This is a genomic window from Aquimarina besae, assembly GCF_042434905.1.
Taxonomy (GTDB): Bacteria; Bacteroidota; Bacteroidia; order Flavobacteriales; family Flavobacteriaceae; genus Aquimarina.
This window is the reverse complement of sequence record NZ_CP170199.1, coordinates 2,308,887-2,325,228: the sequence shown is the minus strand read 5'-3', so window position 1 is coordinate 2,325,228 and position 16,342 is coordinate 2,308,887. Positions and strand designations below refer to the sequence as shown.

General features: G+C 33.2%; 13 protein-coding genes. 8 read left to right on the top strand and 5 right to left on the bottom strand.

What is annotated here, in order from left to right; translation table 11 throughout:
- Positions 1-80: 80 nt before the first annotated feature.
- From ACE94K_RS10030 to ACE94K_RS10010, 5 genes are all read left to right on the top strand, one after another.
- Positions 81-1,169, top strand: a complete 1,089-nt coding sequence (locus tag ACE94K_RS10030; protein WP_378183649.1) for a PorV/PorQ family protein — start codon at positions 81-83, stop codon at positions 1,167-1,169.
- 91 nt (positions 1,170-1,260) lie between these two features.
- A complete protein-coding gene (gene lnt / locus ACE94K_RS10025) occupies positions 1,261-2,841 on the top strand; it encodes an apolipoprotein N-acyltransferase (RefSeq protein WP_378183646.1) in 1,581 nt (526 codons plus the stop codon).
- 334 nt (positions 2,842-3,175) lie between these two features.
- Complete coding sequence (locus tag ACE94K_RS10020) at positions 3,176-3,841, top strand: hypothetical protein (protein WP_378183643.1); 666 nt, start codon at positions 3,176-3,178, stop codon at positions 3,839-3,841.
- Positions 3,842-4,022: 181 nt separating this feature from the next.
- On the top strand, positions 4,023-5,888 hold the full coding sequence (locus ACE94K_RS10015) for an ABC-F family ATP-binding cassette domain-containing protein (protein WP_378183640.1): 1,866 nt from the start codon (positions 4,023-4,025) through the stop codon (positions 5,886-5,888).
- A 22-nt stretch (positions 5,889-5,910) separates the two neighbouring features.
- A complete protein-coding gene (locus tag ACE94K_RS10010) occupies positions 5,911-6,483 on the top strand; it encodes a hypothetical protein (protein WP_378183638.1) in 573 nt (190 codons plus the stop codon).
- Here ACE94K_RS10010 and ACE94K_RS10005 read toward each other — a convergent pair.
- The gene (locus ACE94K_RS10005; RefSeq protein ID WP_378183635.1) at positions 6,473-6,997 is read right to left on the bottom strand and encodes a hypothetical protein; all 525 of its coding nucleotides are present in this window, start codon (positions 6,995-6,997) and stop codon (positions 6,473-6,475) included. The genes ACE94K_RS10010 and ACE94K_RS10005 overlap by 11 nt on opposite strands.
- 167 nt (positions 6,998-7,164) lie before the next feature.
- Here ACE94K_RS10005 and ACE94K_RS10000 point away from each other — a divergent pair, with 167 nt between their 5' ends.
- Positions 7,165-7,851, top strand: coding sequence for an ABC transporter ATP-binding protein (locus tag ACE94K_RS10000; protein WP_378183632.1), 687 nt, complete (start codon positions 7,165-7,167; stop codon positions 7,849-7,851).
- Between the two features lie 70 nt (positions 7,852-7,921).
- Entirely contained in the window at positions 7,922-9,379 is a 1,458-nt protein-coding gene (locus ACE94K_RS09995; RefSeq protein WP_378183629.1) for a sodium:solute symporter, read from the top strand.
- Here ACE94K_RS09995 and ACE94K_RS09990 read toward each other — a convergent pair.
- Entirely contained in the window at positions 9,356-9,718 is a 363-nt protein-coding gene (locus ACE94K_RS09990) for a CoA-binding protein (protein WP_378183626.1), read from the bottom strand. The two genes, ACE94K_RS09995 and ACE94K_RS09990, sit on opposite strands and share 24 nt — an antisense overlap.
- A gap of 432 nt (positions 9,719-10,150) precedes the next feature.
- On the opposite strand from ACE94K_RS09990, the gene ACE94K_RS09985 reads away from it, so the two are divergent.
- Positions 10,151-12,571: a TonB-dependent receptor domain-containing protein gene (locus ACE94K_RS09985; RefSeq protein WP_378183623.1), complete on the top strand. Its 2,421-nt coding sequence runs from the start codon at positions 10,151-10,153 to the stop codon at positions 12,569-12,571.
- Between the two features lie 267 nt (positions 12,572-12,838).
- Here ACE94K_RS09985 and ACE94K_RS09980 read toward each other — a convergent pair whose 3' ends face one another.
- From ACE94K_RS09980 to ACE94K_RS09970, 3 genes are all read right to left on the bottom strand, one after another.
- Positions 12,839-13,849 carry a 3-oxoacyl-ACP synthase III family protein gene (locus ACE94K_RS09980; RefSeq protein WP_378183620.1) on the bottom strand — a complete coding sequence of 337 codons (1,011 nt, stop codon included), beginning with the start codon at positions 13,847-13,849 and terminating at the stop codon, positions 12,839-12,841.
- Positions 13,850-14,180: 331 nt separating this feature from the next.
- A complete protein-coding gene (locus tag ACE94K_RS09975) occupies positions 14,181-15,488 on the bottom strand; it encodes an ABC1 kinase family protein (RefSeq protein WP_378183618.1) in 1,308 nt (435 codons plus the stop codon).
- Positions 15,489-15,525: 37 nt separating this feature from the next.
- Positions 15,526-16,191 (bottom strand): TetR family transcriptional regulator C-terminal domain-containing protein, encoded by a 666-nt coding sequence (locus ACE94K_RS09970; protein ID WP_378183615.1) that lies wholly within the window; start codon positions 16,189-16,191, stop codon positions 15,526-15,528.
- Between the last annotated feature and the right edge of the window lie 151 nt (positions 16,192-16,342).

Genomic DNA, 16,342 nt, shown 5'->3' with positions numbered 1-16,342 from the left:
CATATACTGTACAATATGAAATCGCAAATAAAGTTTATAATGTTGAAAAATAGTAAGATATTTGTCAAAAATTGCTTGGATTGAAAAGAATTATAATTGTTTTATTTTTTCTAACTGTAACCCTTTCTATTGCACAGACTAGAAAATATTCTAATGAATTTCTAAACATCGGTGTAGATGCTGGTGCTTTAGGTATGGCCAATGCTGTAGTAGCAACCTCTGGAGATGTAAATTCCGGATATTGGAATCCAGCAGGATTAATTCATCTAGAGGACAACCAAGTATCCTTTATGCACGCGGCCTATTTTGCCAATATTGCTAACTACGATTATCTTGCTTTTGCAATGCCTTTGGATGAAAAAAGTGCTATCGCACTCTCTTTAATTCGATTTGGTGTTGACGACATTCTAGACACTACTAGTTTGGTTGATGCCGATGGAAATATTGATTACACAAGAATTAACTTGTTCTCTGCTGCCGATTATGCATTTACATTTTCGTATGCACGAAAACTTCCAATAGATGGATTGAGTTATGGTGTAAATGCCAAAGTGATAAGAAGGATTATTGGTGATTTTGCTTCTTCCTGGGGATTCGGTTTTGACGCAGCTTTACAATATCAAAAAAACAACTGGCAATTCGGAATTATGGTTCGCGACATCACTACAACTTTTAATGCGTGGAGTGTTGAGGATTTTGCTATCGGAGATTTAAATGGTGATGGAATCCCGGATGAAGATCAAATACCACAAATTAGAGATCAGGAATTACCGGAAACTACCGAGATAACGATCCCAAAACTACAATTTGGAGCAGCTAGAAAGTTTGATTTAGGTAAGAAATTTGGTTTAAACACCGAATTAGATATGAATATCCGTTTTGCAGAAACCAATGATATTATTTCTTCTTCAGCTATTAGCATTACTCCTGCTTTCGGTTTTGAATTGGATTATTCTCAAATTGTTTATCTAAGAGGCGGTGTTGGAAATTTTCAGAATATCGAGCAATTTGATGGATCAGATAATATAGGTTTCCAACCTAATTTTGGTGTTGGGTTCAAATACAAAGGCATACAGGTAGACTATGCTCTAACAGATATAGGAGATCAGAGTGCCGCTATCTACTCTAATGTATTTTCTATTAAAGTGGATTGGAGTATTTTTAGATAAACACTAACGAATCCATAACATTTTTTTAGCTTAAGCTTTAAGTTTTGTAACGAAATAAAACTATTTTCGTTATTAAGACAGAACACTCTTTATGAAGAACATCTTACTTGTCATCATCTCCGGTATTTTACTTGCAATCGGTTGGCCTACCTACGGCTTTCCTCTATTTCTTTTTTTTGGTTTCGTACCATTATTAGTTACCGAATACAAAATTCGTAATAAACGACACCATAAAATCAAAGTGTTTGGTTTATCTTTTCTTACATTTTTTATCTGGAATATGATCACTACCTGGTGGATCTATAATTCTACTCCCTTTGGAATGTGGTTTGCAGAAATTGTAAATAGTTTATTAATGGCACTCGTATTTCTGATTTATCATGTAGTTGCCAGAAGATCCTCTTTTAATAACGGTTCGATTTTTTTGGTATGCATCTGGATGAGCTTTGAATACCTGCATCTCCAATGGCAATTTTCCTGGCCGTGGCTTAATCTAGGTAATGGATTCGCCAATTTCACTTCTTGGATACAGTGGTATGAATATACGGGTACTTTTGGCGGAACTCTATGGATATGGATTGTAAATATTGGAGTTTTCAAAAGTGTATTGCTGTTTATCGAACATAAAGACAAATCAATTCTTTATAAGTCAGCGTTTAAAAATGGGCTTATTATTATAATACCAATTTTTATATCCATTATAATTCTAAAAACTTATGAAGAAGGTGGTCGAGAGATCGAAGTTGTAATTCTTCAACCCAACATAAATCCGTACACTGAAAAATACAACACCTCTGATGATCGTGTGGGTACATTATTAACTACAATTACTGCAACAGAAATTACCGATACAACTGACTTTATTATCGCACCAGAAACAGTTTTTGCTGATAACAATAGATTGAAGAATTTCAATAATTCTATTGCAAAAAAGACTGCTTTAAATATTATTGAGGGTTATCCTAAAGCTAACTTTTTATCCGGTATTTCATTACTGGATGTTTTTAAGGATCCTACAAAAGTACACGCACAAACCAATGAACATAAAAGTGGCGTATTTTATGACGACTACAACTCTGCCTTTCTGGTTCGACCTGATGGAACTGATGAACTGTACCATAAAAGCAAATTGGTGGTCGGTGTTGAGAATTTTCCATATCAAAGTGTTTTTAAACCTATTGTTGGTGATGCCATGATCGACTTAGGAGGCACCGTTGCAAAAAAAACAACACAACCAGATCGCGAGGTTTTCTTTACAAAAGAAGGTATAGGCGCCGGACCTATTATTTGTTATGAAAGTGTTTATGGAGAATTTGTTACTGGTTATATAAGAAACAATGCAGATTTTTTAGCAATCATTACAAATGATGCCTGGTGGGGAGTTACACAAGGGCATAAACAACATCTTAGTTATGCAAAACTCAGAGCGATTGAAACCCGAAGAAGTATCGCCAGAAGCGCTAATACCGGAATCTCTGCAATTATAAATCAAACTGGTAATCTGGTTGCATCGTTGAGCTATAATGAACAAGGAGCCCTAAAAGGCAAACTTAAGACTAATGACAAAATTACTTTTTATGTCAGAGCTGGTGATTACTTAGCGAGAGTAGCTATTTTCTTAATGATTTTGATCTTTTTATTTTCCTTTACCAAACGACGAAAGAAAATATAATTTTTTATTTAAGCCAAGTAAGTCAGTTTCTGTATCAAGAATCTATGTAAGAAGTATATGGTTTCAATTATCAAGTTTGTAAAATAAGAAAAACTTAATTCTGAAATGGAAAATAAATTTCAGATTCCATATTCATTTATTTATAAATCAGATTTTTATATTTTTTTTAAAAAAAAACTTAAGATTACTAGGGTAACAATTTTTAGTGCTTATACTCTTCTCTATAAATAAACAATTGTTTATCATTTGGACTGATCATCCAATACTCTTTTTTACATAATAATTTTTAGAAAGCGAAAAGCGAATAGAGTAAGTAATATTTAAAACAAGTATCATGAAAAAAATAAAAATTCACACAGTAATATTAGGATGTTTATTCACCTTATTATCCTGTAGCAAGGATAATCTTGACAATACAGTTGGTAATCAAAAAAAAATTATAGAGACAGAAAATCGTGAAGAGGGAGAATCTTCTTTTTTTAAAGAGAATGTTGCTTTAATCGATTCGAGGATCAGAAGTATTTCTGAAGAAGCATACGTGAGAGAGCTAGTATTTGTAAATTTTTCTCAAGAAGAACCTATGCTAGACACAGTAACATTTGATAACACCTCCTTTTTTGATGATGGATCTTATAATGATCTTAAGGCAAATGATGGAATCTATACCTCTGCTGCAATTTTTAAGCATAGCAAAAGAGTACCTTATTTTAAAGAATTCGAAATTGTTTCTGTAATGAAAGAAGTTGTTGTGGATAGCAATTTCAAACACTCAGAAAGATTAAAAGAGTTATCCGCAACATACGATCACGCTCCATTTCTTAATAATCTTGATCCTGATAATGTTATACTGGAAGCCGGGATCGGAGTTAGTATAGAATGTGATGTGGAATTTGGAACCTGTGGATGTTATGCAGATCAATGGGGGCTTTGTGACTGTTGTTGTGTCACAGTTTCTAATTGTAAGGTGACTGTTTCTGCTGAAGTTGGACTAAGTAGCTAATCATAACGCTACGCTGGTTTTTTAAATAAACCCAGAAGAGTGTGATGGTATAAATCACACTCTTTTTTGTATTTAATTTTATTATTCTCTTTAAAGATACTTTATTACCTATTAAGAAACTTTGCAACGAATAGATTTATTATACGTCAACTTTGTACCTTAGCGTCTTTAAAAAAAGCTCGTGAATTACGTTTCAGTAGAAAATATAGCCAAATCCTTTGGAGAACGCATACTGTTTAAAAACATTTCCTTTGGGATTAATGAAGGTCAAAAAATAGGATTTGTTGCAAAAAATGGAACAGGTAAAACTTCACTTCTTAATATCATTGCAGGCGATGAAGAACCTGATGAAGGACAAGTTGTATATAGAAAAAACCTAAAAGTTGCTTTCTTACCTCAAGAACCAAATCTAGATCCTAATCTAACGATCGAACAAACCATTTTTGCTGCAGATAACGAAACATTGCGGGTAATCAATACGTACGAAAAAGCGTTGCAAAACCCAAACGATACTGAAGGATACCAAAAAGCCTTCGAGCAGATGGATGCTTTAAATGCCTGGGATTTTGAAACGCAATACAAACAAATTCTTTTTAAGTTAAAACTTGAAAATCTGGATCAAAAAGTAAGTCAACTTTCCGGGGGACAGAAAAAAAGGTTGGCCTTAGCCAATATTTTATTGAGCAGACCAGAATTATTATATCTCGATGAACCTACGAACCATTTGGATCTAGAAATGATCGAATGGCTGGAAGAGTATTTTGCTAAAGAGAATTTTACCTTATTTATGGTAACTCACGATCGTTATTTTCTGGAAAATGTATGTAATGAGATTGTAGAGTTAGAAAACGGTAAATTATATAGTTATAAAGGTAATTATGCCTATTACTTGCAGAATAAAGAAGCTAGAATTGCTAATGAAGAAATTGAAACCGGAAAAGCAAAACAACTTTATAAAAAAGAATTAGACTGGATGCGACGGCAGCCAAAAGCTCGCACAACAAAATCCAAATCCAGAATTGATGATTTCTATGAAATAAAAGAACGTGCCCATAAAAGAAGAAATGATCACGAAGTACAATTAGAAATCAATATGGAACGTCTGGGCAGCAAAATTCTAGAAATCCATAAAGTTTCGAAAAGTTTTGGAGACCTGATATTACTAGACAAATATGAATATGTTTTTAGAAAAGGAGAACGAGTAGGTATTATTGGTAAAAATGGAACTGGGAAATCTACATTTCTGAATATGATTACCGGATCCATTTCACCGGATCAGGGAAAAATAGTGATTGGTGATACTGTAAAATTCGGATATTATACTCAGAAAGGAATTACTATCAAAGAAGGACAAAAAGTCATTGAAGTTATCAGAGAATTTGGCGATTACATCCCGCTAAAAAAAGGAAGACAAATTTCTGCACAACAACTACTGGAACGCTTTTTATTTGACCGAAAAAAACAATATGATTTTGTAGAAAAACTAAGTGGAGGAGAAAGAAAACGTTTATACCTCTGTACCGTTTTAATACAAAATCCTAATTTTTTAATTCTGGATGAACCAACAAATGACCTTGATATAGTTACATTAAATGTTCTGGAAAACTTCTTATTGGATTTTCCTGGTTGCTTGATCGTAGTATCTCACGACCGTTATTTTATGGATAAAATAGTAGATCATTTATTTGTTTTTAGAGGTAATGGTATCATTGAAGATTTTCCTGGTAATTATTCTGATTATCGCATTTATGAAAATAGTCGCGAACCCGAGAAGGAAAAAACACCTGACATAGAGACTAAAACAAAAACTTCCTGGAAAAAAGATAATAAAACGACCTTATCATATAATGAACAAAAAGAATACAACCGTATAGAACGCGATCTAAAAAAATTAGAAATTCAGAAAAAAGAGATCGAAGCTCTGTTTAACAGTGGTGCACTCGAAGGAGATAAAATCAATGAAGAATCTGCTAAACTCAAAGATATTATAGACGCTATCGAAGAAAAAGAAATGCGTTGGCTAGAACTTTCTGAGAAAATGGAATAACTGATATCTATTCTTCGAACTGATGTTATTTAAAATTAAATCTTATCTGTGCTTTTTATGGAAATCTACCAATCAACATGGTGTCCATTCGCCATTTGTATATCATTTGGTTACGAAGTGTTTTTATAATAGAAAAGAAAGGGCATCAGAGGATTTTATAACATCAGTTGTTAAAAATAATCCTTGTGAAATTAGTTTAAAAAATGCTAAACTTCTAAACAGGCTCATTCCCTATCTAGATTACAAAAAGATATTGATCTTAAGTGATTCATCTTATCTTATAACCCAAATTTTATCAATAAACAATCAGGTCTCTATCACCAATTCTCCTGAAGATCAAAATTTATTCGATTTCATCTATGTAGATATTGCTCAATGTAAAAACAATCCTGAGTTATTGAAAACTATATTCTCTTTAGTTCATAATGATTCGCTACTGCTATTCAATAAAATCCATAAATCAAAGTCTAATCAATCTATATGGAAACAAATACAAAACAACTCAAAAACCAAAGTAACCATCAACACCTATGGTTTGGGGTTTGTCTTTTTTAGAAAAGAACAAGAAAAAGAGCACTTTGTGATTAGAGCTTAATAATTTCTTGTATATATTCGTCAAAGGTTTGGTTTCTTTCTTTTAAAAATCTTATCAAATATTTCTCTGACACCTCAAGCCCCATAGTTTGTTCAATAGACAATAGCTTATCATATAATTTAGAGATTTCTTTAACTGTTTGTGTTGATGGAGAAATTCTTCTTGCAAGAAACCAAAACGTATGGTTTCTTAAATTAAATTGTGCATCAAAATCAATAGTAACCCAGTAATAACCATTATCTTCTAGCGGACTTTTATTAACAAGAATTGTATTTCTTTTACTGTGTAATTGCACCCAAAACCTTTTAAGAATTGCTTTGGGCATATCTGTATGACATAATACTGTTGAAGATTTTTTAACATAGTCCCTTTCGCTAGATCTGCTTCTTAAAACGACAACACCCTCATCGGCATATGTTACACAAAAATTGATATTAGTCCTACTCAAAACCCGCCTATCTTTATTAGATGAAGCATCACTACTTACAACTGTGGATTTTTCTATTGTAGACATCACGAATATTTTAGACGGTTTGTTAAAAAGAAAATGTACTACAAATCAAGCAACTAAAAAATGAGAAATGTCATATAAATAAAAAATTACTTTTTATGTAACAACTCGATCCTTAATGCGTCATATTAGCTAAAATTGTATCTTACAGCTGTAATTTAATACGTCACATGGAAAACGTCATCGAGATTAAAGGTATCATAAGAAATTTTCAACTTGGTCAAGAGACCGTTTACGTACTTAAGGGTATTGATCTTGAGATTAAAAGAGGGGATTATATTGCGATCATGGGGCCATCGGGATCGGGCAAGTCTACTTTAATGAACCTTTTGGGCTGTTTAGACACGCCGACTGACGGAACCTATAATCTGAACGGAAATGATGTTAGTAAAATGACAGATGATGAACTAGCTGAAATAAGGAATAAAGAAATTGGATTTGTTTTTCAAACCTTTAATTTACTTCCCAGAACTACTGCTTTGGATAATGTAGCATTACCCATGGTTTATGCCGGAACTTCTAAAAAAGATAGAACTGCCAGAGCAGAAGAAGTTCTAGCAGATGTAGGACTTGCAGATCGCATGGATCATAAACCAAATCAGCTTTCTGGAGGTCAACGACAGCGAGTTGCTGTTGGTCGTGCTTTGGTCAACAAACCCTCTATTATTCTTGCTGATGAACCTACAGGGAATTTAGATTCTAAAACTTCTTTAGAAATCATGCAATTGTTTGACGACATTCACGCGGCCGGCAATACAGTAATCCTTGTTACACACGAGGAAGAAGTAGCTGCACACGCCCACCGAGTTATAAGATTACGAGATGGTATGATCGAGAGCGATACCAGGAATCGATAGTTTACCTTTTGCAGTTGGTTGTGTATACATATTAATTCGTATTTTGGTGTTTTACTAATCGGATTTCTATATGCAACCCATACATATTCTGCTTTTGATCGCTGTATACTTTGGCGTACTACTTTTAATTTCATATTTCACAGGAAAAAATTCAGGAAACGAGACCTTCTTTAAGGCCAATAAACAATCGCCTTGGTATGTAGTTGCTTTTGGTATGATTGGTGCTTCACTAAGCGGAGTTACATTTATATCTGTTCCCGGATGGGTTGAAGGTGCACAGTTTAGCTATATGCAGGTGGTATTTGGATATCTGGTTGGGTATTTTGTAATTGCCTACATTTTAATGCCCATCTATTATAAATTGAATGTTACGTCGATTTATCAATACTTAGAAGAAAGGTTTGGAGTCGTGAGCTATAAAACCGGTGCTTTTTTCTTTTTTATATCCAGAGTTTTAGGTGCTTCCTTTAGATTATATCTGGTAGCAATTGTTTTACAACAATATATTTTCGACCAGTGGAAGGTACCATTCGAAATTACGGTGATTCTATCCATACTTTTGATATGGATATATACCTTTAGAGGAGGTATCAAAACTATCGTTTGGACAGATACTTTACAAACATTATTCATGCTCCTAGCTGTGGGCACAGCTATCTATTATATCAATGATCAAATAGGATGGTCATTCTCAGAGTTTCTTTCTTCTGATGCTTTAAAAAGCTATGATAAAATATTCATTTTCGATAGCTTTTTAGCAAAAAATCATTTCTTCAAATCATTCATTGGAGGAATGTTTATTGCCATCTGTATGACAGGATTAGATCAGGATATGATGCAAAAAAACTTAACCTGTCGCAATTTGAAAGAAGCACAAAAAAATATGATTTCTTTTAGTTTGGTTTTAATAGTAGTGAATTTTATCTTTCTTTTATTAGGCGCATTATTATTTATATACGCAGATCAATTCAATATCGCCACGCCGATCGTAGATGGTGATGTAAAGACTGATTTATTATTTCCAGAAATAGCGATTAATGCAGGATTAGGTATTGTACTGGCTGTTGCGTTTATTTTAGGATTAGTTGCTGCAGCATACAGTAGTGCAGATAGCGCTTTAACTTCATTAACAACTTCTTTTTGTATAGATTTTTTAGGAATAGAGAAAAAAAACGAAAAAGATCAGGTAGCTATCCGAAAGAAAACTCATATTGCTATGAGTGCCTTATTAATCATTGTGATTATCATCTTTAAACACGTATTAACAGAAAATGTAATCAGTAATTTATTAACCGTTGCTACTTTTACCTATGGTCCATTACTAGGATTGTTTGCCTTTGGGATTTTTACCAATTACAAAATCAAAGATCAATATAGTTGGATCGTTGCTTTACTCTCAGTTCTAATTATTATTGGAGTATGGAAAATACCAGCTGAATTTATTGGCGGTTATAAAATCGGCTATGAATTACTACCTCTAAATGGTTTATTAACCTTCATTGGATTAATACTGATTCGTAGAAAGTAATACTAACGTACAGGCGACTTCAACTTCAATATTGGCTCGCTTTAGAATTTCAAAGAGTATAGGGTTTTCAGTACCAGGATTAAAGATGACCCTTCTAGGATTCAGATTTATAATATAGTCATAATACTCCTCTTGGCGACTAGGATTAAGATAAAGCGTTATAGTATCGATGCCGGCAAAATCAATCATACCTACTTTTATCTCAATTCCGGATACCAAACCAGCACGAAGACCAATAGCAACGACATCTTGTTTGTAACTTACTAATCTGTTTATAGCAATATTAGAATATCTATTAGGTTTTAGGGAAGCCCCTAATACTAAAGTCTTCTTGGACATAGGACCGTTTATTTTTTTTGCAAATTAAAGTTAATATAAGAGTGTTTCACCCTACAAACGTTAAAAATATACGTCAAAATGTTAAAAACAAAAAGGACGTGTAACACATGCCTTATCGGTCACGTCTTATAGATAAAGAAATATGATTTTTCATAAATTTAGTTAGTTAGTTACTTAATAATCAAATTTTATTCATAGTTGATGGTTAGTGTTACTATTTGATTATTATAGAAGACCGCCCCTTATCCAGGGGCGGTTTTTGATTTTGTAATTAATTGTTAAAAATTATACGTGATGTAACAGATCTTATAGTAAGTCGTCATATAACAAACACACGTCTAATCAACGTCGTGCAAAAAGGGAAAATCCGTGCCTTTGTATCAACCATTACAAAGAACGGTGCTATACAAAAGTCAATCAAATAAACGTAAAATGAAAACAATCAACCGACCCAACCTCTATGGAGGTTACAAACCCATTCTATTATTTCTTTTATTATGTTCTGTTATCGTCACAGCTCAACCTAATAACGACGCTTTCATAGGAACGATTAAAGGAAAAGTAATTGATAAAAAACTGAATCAACCTATCCCCTATGCCACTATAATCATTAATGATGGCTCAGAAAAGTTAATAAGCGGTGGTATTACCAAAGATGATGGAACATTTTTAATAACCGATGTACCCAATGGTAATTACATCTTGAAAATTCAGTTTATTGGATATACAAGCCATTCTCAACCCATTGAAATTTCGAGAAAAAGCAAAGACATCGATGTTGGCACTATTGCTTTAGAAGAAGAAGCTCAGGCTCTGGATGATGTTACGATCATAGCAGAACGTACTACTATCGAACAAAAGATTGATAGAAAAGTGATTAATATCGGAAAAGACCTTACAACAACAGGAGGTACCGCATCCGAAATTATGCAAAATATTCCATCTGTAAATGTAGATCAAGATGGAAATATAGCCTTACGCGGTAATCCTAATGTACAAATATTAATTGATGGTAAGCCAACGAATATCTCACCAACTCAATTGTTAAAACAAATTCCATCGACCTCAATCAAATCTGTTGAGCTAATTACCAATCCTTCTGCAAAATATAATCCAGAAGGTATGAGCGGAATTATAAATATTGTACTTCGTAAAAATGCCAATATTGGTTTTAACGGAAATGTAAATCTAGGGGTGAACTGGGATCAAAATGCACGATTTAACAGTTCTATAGATTTAAATTATCGAAGTGGTAAAATCAATGTTTATGGAAATTACGGCGCCAATATTACTAAAAATTTGAATCAAGGTTTTGTATTTAGAGGAGACCAAAATTATAGAACTGATTTTCGTTTTCTGGATAATAACAAATCGCATCTTATCAAAGTAGGTTTCGACTACTACATCAACGATAGAAATACGATCTCTCTTTATACGAATCAAAATTTATTTGATGGTGGTACTAATGGTACAACCGATATTATATTTCTCGACAACCAAGAAGAAAATATATTTCAGAGTCTGATAAATAGTAGAGATAATTTGGGATCTACCTATAATTTTGATTACAAACATGACTTCAAAAAAGAAGGACATAACATAGAATTGGAAGTTGATTATAATATTTTAGAAAGTGACAGTGATGATGATTTTAATTTTATCGGAGGCGCCACACCCAATTACGATGATGTATTGAATAATGAAAGAACGAATACTACTATTAATTTAGATTATGTAAACCCTTTATCAGAAAAAGCAAAATTAGAACTGGGATATGAAGGACGTATAAGACGCACGGAAAACCAGTACCAATCTACATTATTTGATGATTCAAAATACAATTACGACAGAGATATCCACGCATTGTATGCTACCTACGGAAAAAACTACGAAAAATGGTCATATCAAATAGGTGCCAGATTAGAAAGTTATCAGGTAGAAGCTATTTTTAATAATCAAAAAGTATTTGAAGACGATATTTTCACAGTGTATCCTTCTGCTTATCTTACTTATACTCCTGGAGAAAAAAATACGTATCAGCTAAGTTATAGCCGCAGAGTGGACAGACCGGGATTAAATCAGGTAAATCCTATTCGGGAATGGGCGACACCAAGAATAACTTCAAGAGGAAATCCTGAGTTAGATCCCCAGTTTACAAATTCTATAGAATTTAACTATACCAGAAAACTAAAAGGAGGATCTATCACTGCAGGTACTTTTTATAGAATTATCAATGATGGGATCAACCAAACATTGCTTGCAGATCCAACGGTAGAAGAAGGTCAAATACTTACGTTTGAAAATTTTGATAACAATTCTGCGTACGGAATAGAGATTTCCAGCAACTACCGACCAACCAAGTGGTGGAACTTTAATGCAAGCTTTGATTTGTATGCGCAAACACAAAAAGGAATCGTAGAAGATGTAATAGAAGTAAATGGGATGGATGAAATCGTGCAAGTGGCCAGTGAGGTTGATGCGGTAATTTACAATTTTAGGATTAATAATAACTTTAAAGCCACCAAGAACTTAACCTTTCAGGTTTTTGGGTTTTACCGGGGAGAACAAGAAGGTATTCAATTTAAAACAAAACCGTTTTACTTTGTGAATACAGGAGCCCGATACAATTTTTTACAAGGAAAAGGAACTGCAAGTATCAACTTTAATGATATTTTTAATACAATGCGTTTTAGATTCTCCGGAGATTTTCCTTTTGAACAAAGCGGACAATTTCAAGGAGAAACACAAACCGTTTTTCTTGGATTATCCTATCGCTTTGGGAGTGGAAAGAATAGAAAAGTTTCCAGAAAGAGAAGGGATAAGAATGAAAAAACAGGCGGAGGAATACTTTAAACAAATAAAATGTTAATTACCTGAATTATTTTTATATTATTTGTTAAATTTAAGAGTTTTTTAATCAAAATGACTCAAAATAAGATAAATGTAAAAAAATCAATCTTTTTGTAACACTATGTAATTTGTTACGTCTATTATAGTACCAATATGGTTATGATTTATTTGAATTAGCCTTTAAAGAAAAAAAATAACCCGGGTAACAATAAAAAAATCGCGAAGCACCATCTTCGCGATTTTTTGTATATAGAAGTATTACTTTTTTAATTACCATCTAATGATAGCACTACCCCAAGTGAAGCCACTTCCAAAAGCAGCTAGGACCACCAAATCGCCTTTTTTTATTTTTCCTTCTTCCCAGGCTTCGGTTAAAGCTATCGGAATAGAAGCAGCTGTTGTGTTTCCATATCGCTGAATATTATTATACACCTGATCGTCAGAAAGTCTGAACTGTTTTTGTACAAACTGAGAAATTCTAAGATTTGCCTGATGTGGAATTAACATATTTATATCAGAGGCCTGTAGATTATTTTTTTCTAATCCTTCATTGATCACTTCTGCAAATCGAACTACGGCATTCTTGAATACAAATTGTCCATTCATATAAGGATAATATGGTATATTTTCCTGATCATTATCTGCAATAATCTCTGGAACCCAATGTTCTGTACTGGGCCCTTCCAATGACAATTCTTTGGCGTGTGCTCCTTCACTATGCAAATGAGTGGAGAGTACACCACTTCCATCATCTTTTTCATTTCTGGATAACACCATTGCTCCTGCTCCATCACCAAATATTACCGAAACCCCTCTACCTCTTGTCGTCATATCCAAACCACCACTATGATTCTCGCTCCCGATAATTAAAATATTCTTGTACATACCCGTTTTGATAAATTGATCAGCTACAGATAAAGCATAAACAAAACCACTACATTGATTACGTACGTCTAATGCCGGAATGGTATCCATATTCATCATATCCTGGACTCTAACTCCCCCTCCTGGAAAATACATATCAGGACTTAAGGTGGCAAAAATGATAAAATCTATATCGTCTTTTGTGAGTTTTGCTCTTTCTAAAGCTATTTTTGCTGCTTTAACTCCCATGACAGAAGTACTATTTCCGTCTCCTTTTTTGATATGACGTCTTTCTTTTATACCTGTACGTTCCTGAATCCAGGCGTCATTGGTATCCATAATTTTAGAAAGATCGTCATTGGTGACAACATTTTCAGGAACATAACTTCCTAATCCCGTTACTTTTGAAGTATACATATTGTTATAATATTGAGTGTGTATTGTGCGTAATTATAGCGTATAACCTGTGTTGCTAAAAAAACTGCAAAGCAAGATATGTATTCTTACGTTTTTGTTAAAAGAAACGGCAATCTTATTGTATGCACGCATAATAAATACAAGCATATGATATGACTGTAAATAATTCTTTTATTCTCGTATTTCATAATTATTAGCAATTAGTCATAGGTTGTAACAATTAATCCTAACCATTTCATCAGATAAAAAACGAAAGGCACGCCAACCACAGCATGCCTTTCTAACAACCTAACCAATAAATAAACAAACCAAAGCCAGTCAGAATGACTGACTAAAGGTACTTTTCAAAATTTTTCACACGAATTGTAGCTTTTAGATCGTGCAACAAATTATATAAGCCAAAGAATGTTCTATTGATATATAAGAAGTGTTTACTTCCTCTGTTACCATTCATTTTTCTCAGCTCAGTATCTTTAGAATATTTTTCACTTAATTCTGTAATTGATCCCCAAAAACCTTCATCAGCAAAATCAAAGACTTCTTCATTAAAAGGTCTTGTAAAAAGACTTAACATCTCATAGAATAACTCCGAGAAAAAGGCTTTCTCATCATCAGAATCATCTTCTCGGAGTATTTCCAGTTCGAACATCTTTAGGGCAAAAAAATCGGGGTCCTCGATATTTTCTTTTACAGCTAACTCAAAATAAGGTGTGTAAAACTCCATAGGAACTTTTTTAACACAGCCAAAATCTATAGCTATTAAATTATCGTCTTTATCTACCAGAAAATTACCAGGATGTGGATCTGCGTGTACCGCTTTTAAAATATGCATCTGATACATATAAAAATCCCACAATGCCTGCCCAATTTTATTTGCTTTCTCCTGATTTGTATTCCCTTTGGCAAATTCGCTTAAATGTACACCATCCATCCAGTCCATCGTAATAATTCGTTTACTGGATAAATCTTCATAATAAGTCGGAAATTTCAGATTAGGTATTTTCGAGCAAGCCTCCGTAATTTCTTTACTTTGCTGTACTTCTAAAATGTAATCTGTTTCTTCTAAGAGTTTACCTTCTAATTCCTGAAAGTATTTATCAGAATCCTTTCCTTTTAAATTAAACATTCTGATGGCGATGGGCTTAACCATCGCCAAATCAGAACTTATGCTGTCTGCAACTCCAGGATATTGAATTTTCACAGCAAGTTTTTTCCCGTCTTTAGATGCCTTATGTACCTGTCCGATACTAGCGGCGTTAACAGATTGAGTTGCAAACGTATCATATAAATCTTCCGGATATTTTCCGTGATATTTTTTAAATGTTTTCCTAACTAGCGGAGCCGATAACGGAGGAACACTAAATTGCGATAAAGAAAATTTTTCAACATATGCGTTGGGCAATAAATTTTTCTCCATAGAAAGCATTTGTGCTACCTTCAAAGCGCTTCCTTTCAAGTTCTTTAATCCATCATAAATATCAGCAGCATTGCTTTCATTTAGTTGATCTCTTGTAATATTAGGATTTACGGCCTTCTTACTATAATATTTCAGATAATTACCACCCACCTTAACTCCGGTTTTTACCAGTTCTGTGGTGCGTCCTATTTTGGTAGTTGGTATTTTATCTATTGTCTTCATTTATATTATTTATTTTCTTTAAATCCTTTTCAATCTATCAGTTCCACATTGCCTTTTCCTTCCAAAGGAATTTTCCGAAATCTAACACGCTACTTAATGGTGTATTATCGAATAAATCAAAAATCGTATTTACTGATTTTTCTATGGCAATATCAGTTTTCTCAAAACCAGCAGATTCATCATCCATCCAGAATTTTAATAGAAATAGGAACTGTAACCATGCTCCCTCAGAATATACGGACACAGGATTTTTCGCAATTTTAAACATTTTATCCTCGTTGTCTATTTCAATTAGTTCTTTTGCAAAATTCTTTACGTGCATTCTAAGTCCTTTCAACTGTCCCATATTTTTTAAAGGCGCGTTGTGATATTCTAAAGTAAAGAGTACATAACTTCTATTTAGCGTTAGCATCTCAAAGAAAGTAAAGAAAAAAGTTAGCATTTTGTCTTTACTCGATAAACGCTCATACTCCTTGTTTGCATTCATCGCATCAATAGTAGTGCTGAAAAAAGTATTCCAAATACCTTTATTCACGCTATCTAAACTACCATAAAATTGATAAAATTCTTCTTCTTTTATTTTAGACTCCTTACAAAACTTATATACCGACTTTGGATACTCTTCGTGTTCCAAAACATAGTTCATGTATTTAGTAATGATATACTGACTATCAACTACTTGTTTTTTATTAGATGCTGCCATAATTCTCATTTTACATGGTAAAGATAATAATTGTTTAACTTTTTTAATAAAAACCTAAACAAAAAAATTGTTAAAGTTGTTTCATAAAAAATGAAACTTTATTTAAGCTTCTAATAGTAGACGAAGAGTGGGTATTATTCTTACATCCGGA

What these genes read in the sequence shown, in the direction of transcription:
- lnt (WP_378183646.1), top strand. Translation starts at nt 1,261, where the DNA reads ATGAAGAACATCTTACTTGTCATCATCTCCGGTATTTTACTTGCAATC.
- ACE94K_RS10020 (WP_378183643.1), top strand. Translation starts at nt 3,176, where the DNA reads ATGAAAAAAATAAAAATTCACACAGTAATATTAGGATGTTTATTCACC.
- ACE94K_RS10010 (WP_378183638.1), top strand. Translation starts at nt 5,911, where the DNA reads ATGTTATTTAAAATTAAATCTTATCTGTGCTTTTTATGGAAATCTACC.
- ACE94K_RS10005 (WP_378183635.1), bottom strand. Translation starts at nt 6,997, where the DNA reads ATGTCTACAATAGAAAAATCCACAGTTGTAAGTAGTGATGCTTCATCT.
- ACE94K_RS10000 (WP_378183632.1), top strand. Translation starts at nt 7,165, where the DNA reads ATGGAAAACGTCATCGAGATTAAAGGTATCATAAGAAATTTTCAACTT.
- ACE94K_RS09995 (WP_378183629.1), top strand. Translation starts at nt 7,922, where the DNA reads ATGCAACCCATACATATTCTGCTTTTGATCGCTGTATACTTTGGCGTA.
- ACE94K_RS09990 (WP_378183626.1), bottom strand. Translation starts at nt 9,718, where the DNA reads ATGTCCAAGAAGACTTTAGTATTAGGGGCTTCCCTAAAACCTAATAGA.
- ACE94K_RS09985 (WP_378183623.1), top strand. Translation starts at nt 10,151, where the DNA reads ATGAAAACAATCAACCGACCCAACCTCTATGGAGGTTACAAACCCATT.
- ACE94K_RS09980 (WP_378183620.1), bottom strand. Translation starts at nt 13,849, where the DNA reads ATGTATACTTCAAAAGTAACGGGATTAGGAAGTTATGTTCCTGAAAAT.
- ACE94K_RS09975 (WP_378183618.1), bottom strand. Translation starts at nt 15,488, where the DNA reads ATGAAGACAATAGATAAAATACCAACTACCAAAATAGGACGCACCACA.
- ACE94K_RS09970 (WP_378183615.1), bottom strand. Translation starts at nt 16,191, where the DNA reads ATGGCAGCATCTAATAAAAAACAAGTAGTTGATAGTCAGTATATCATT.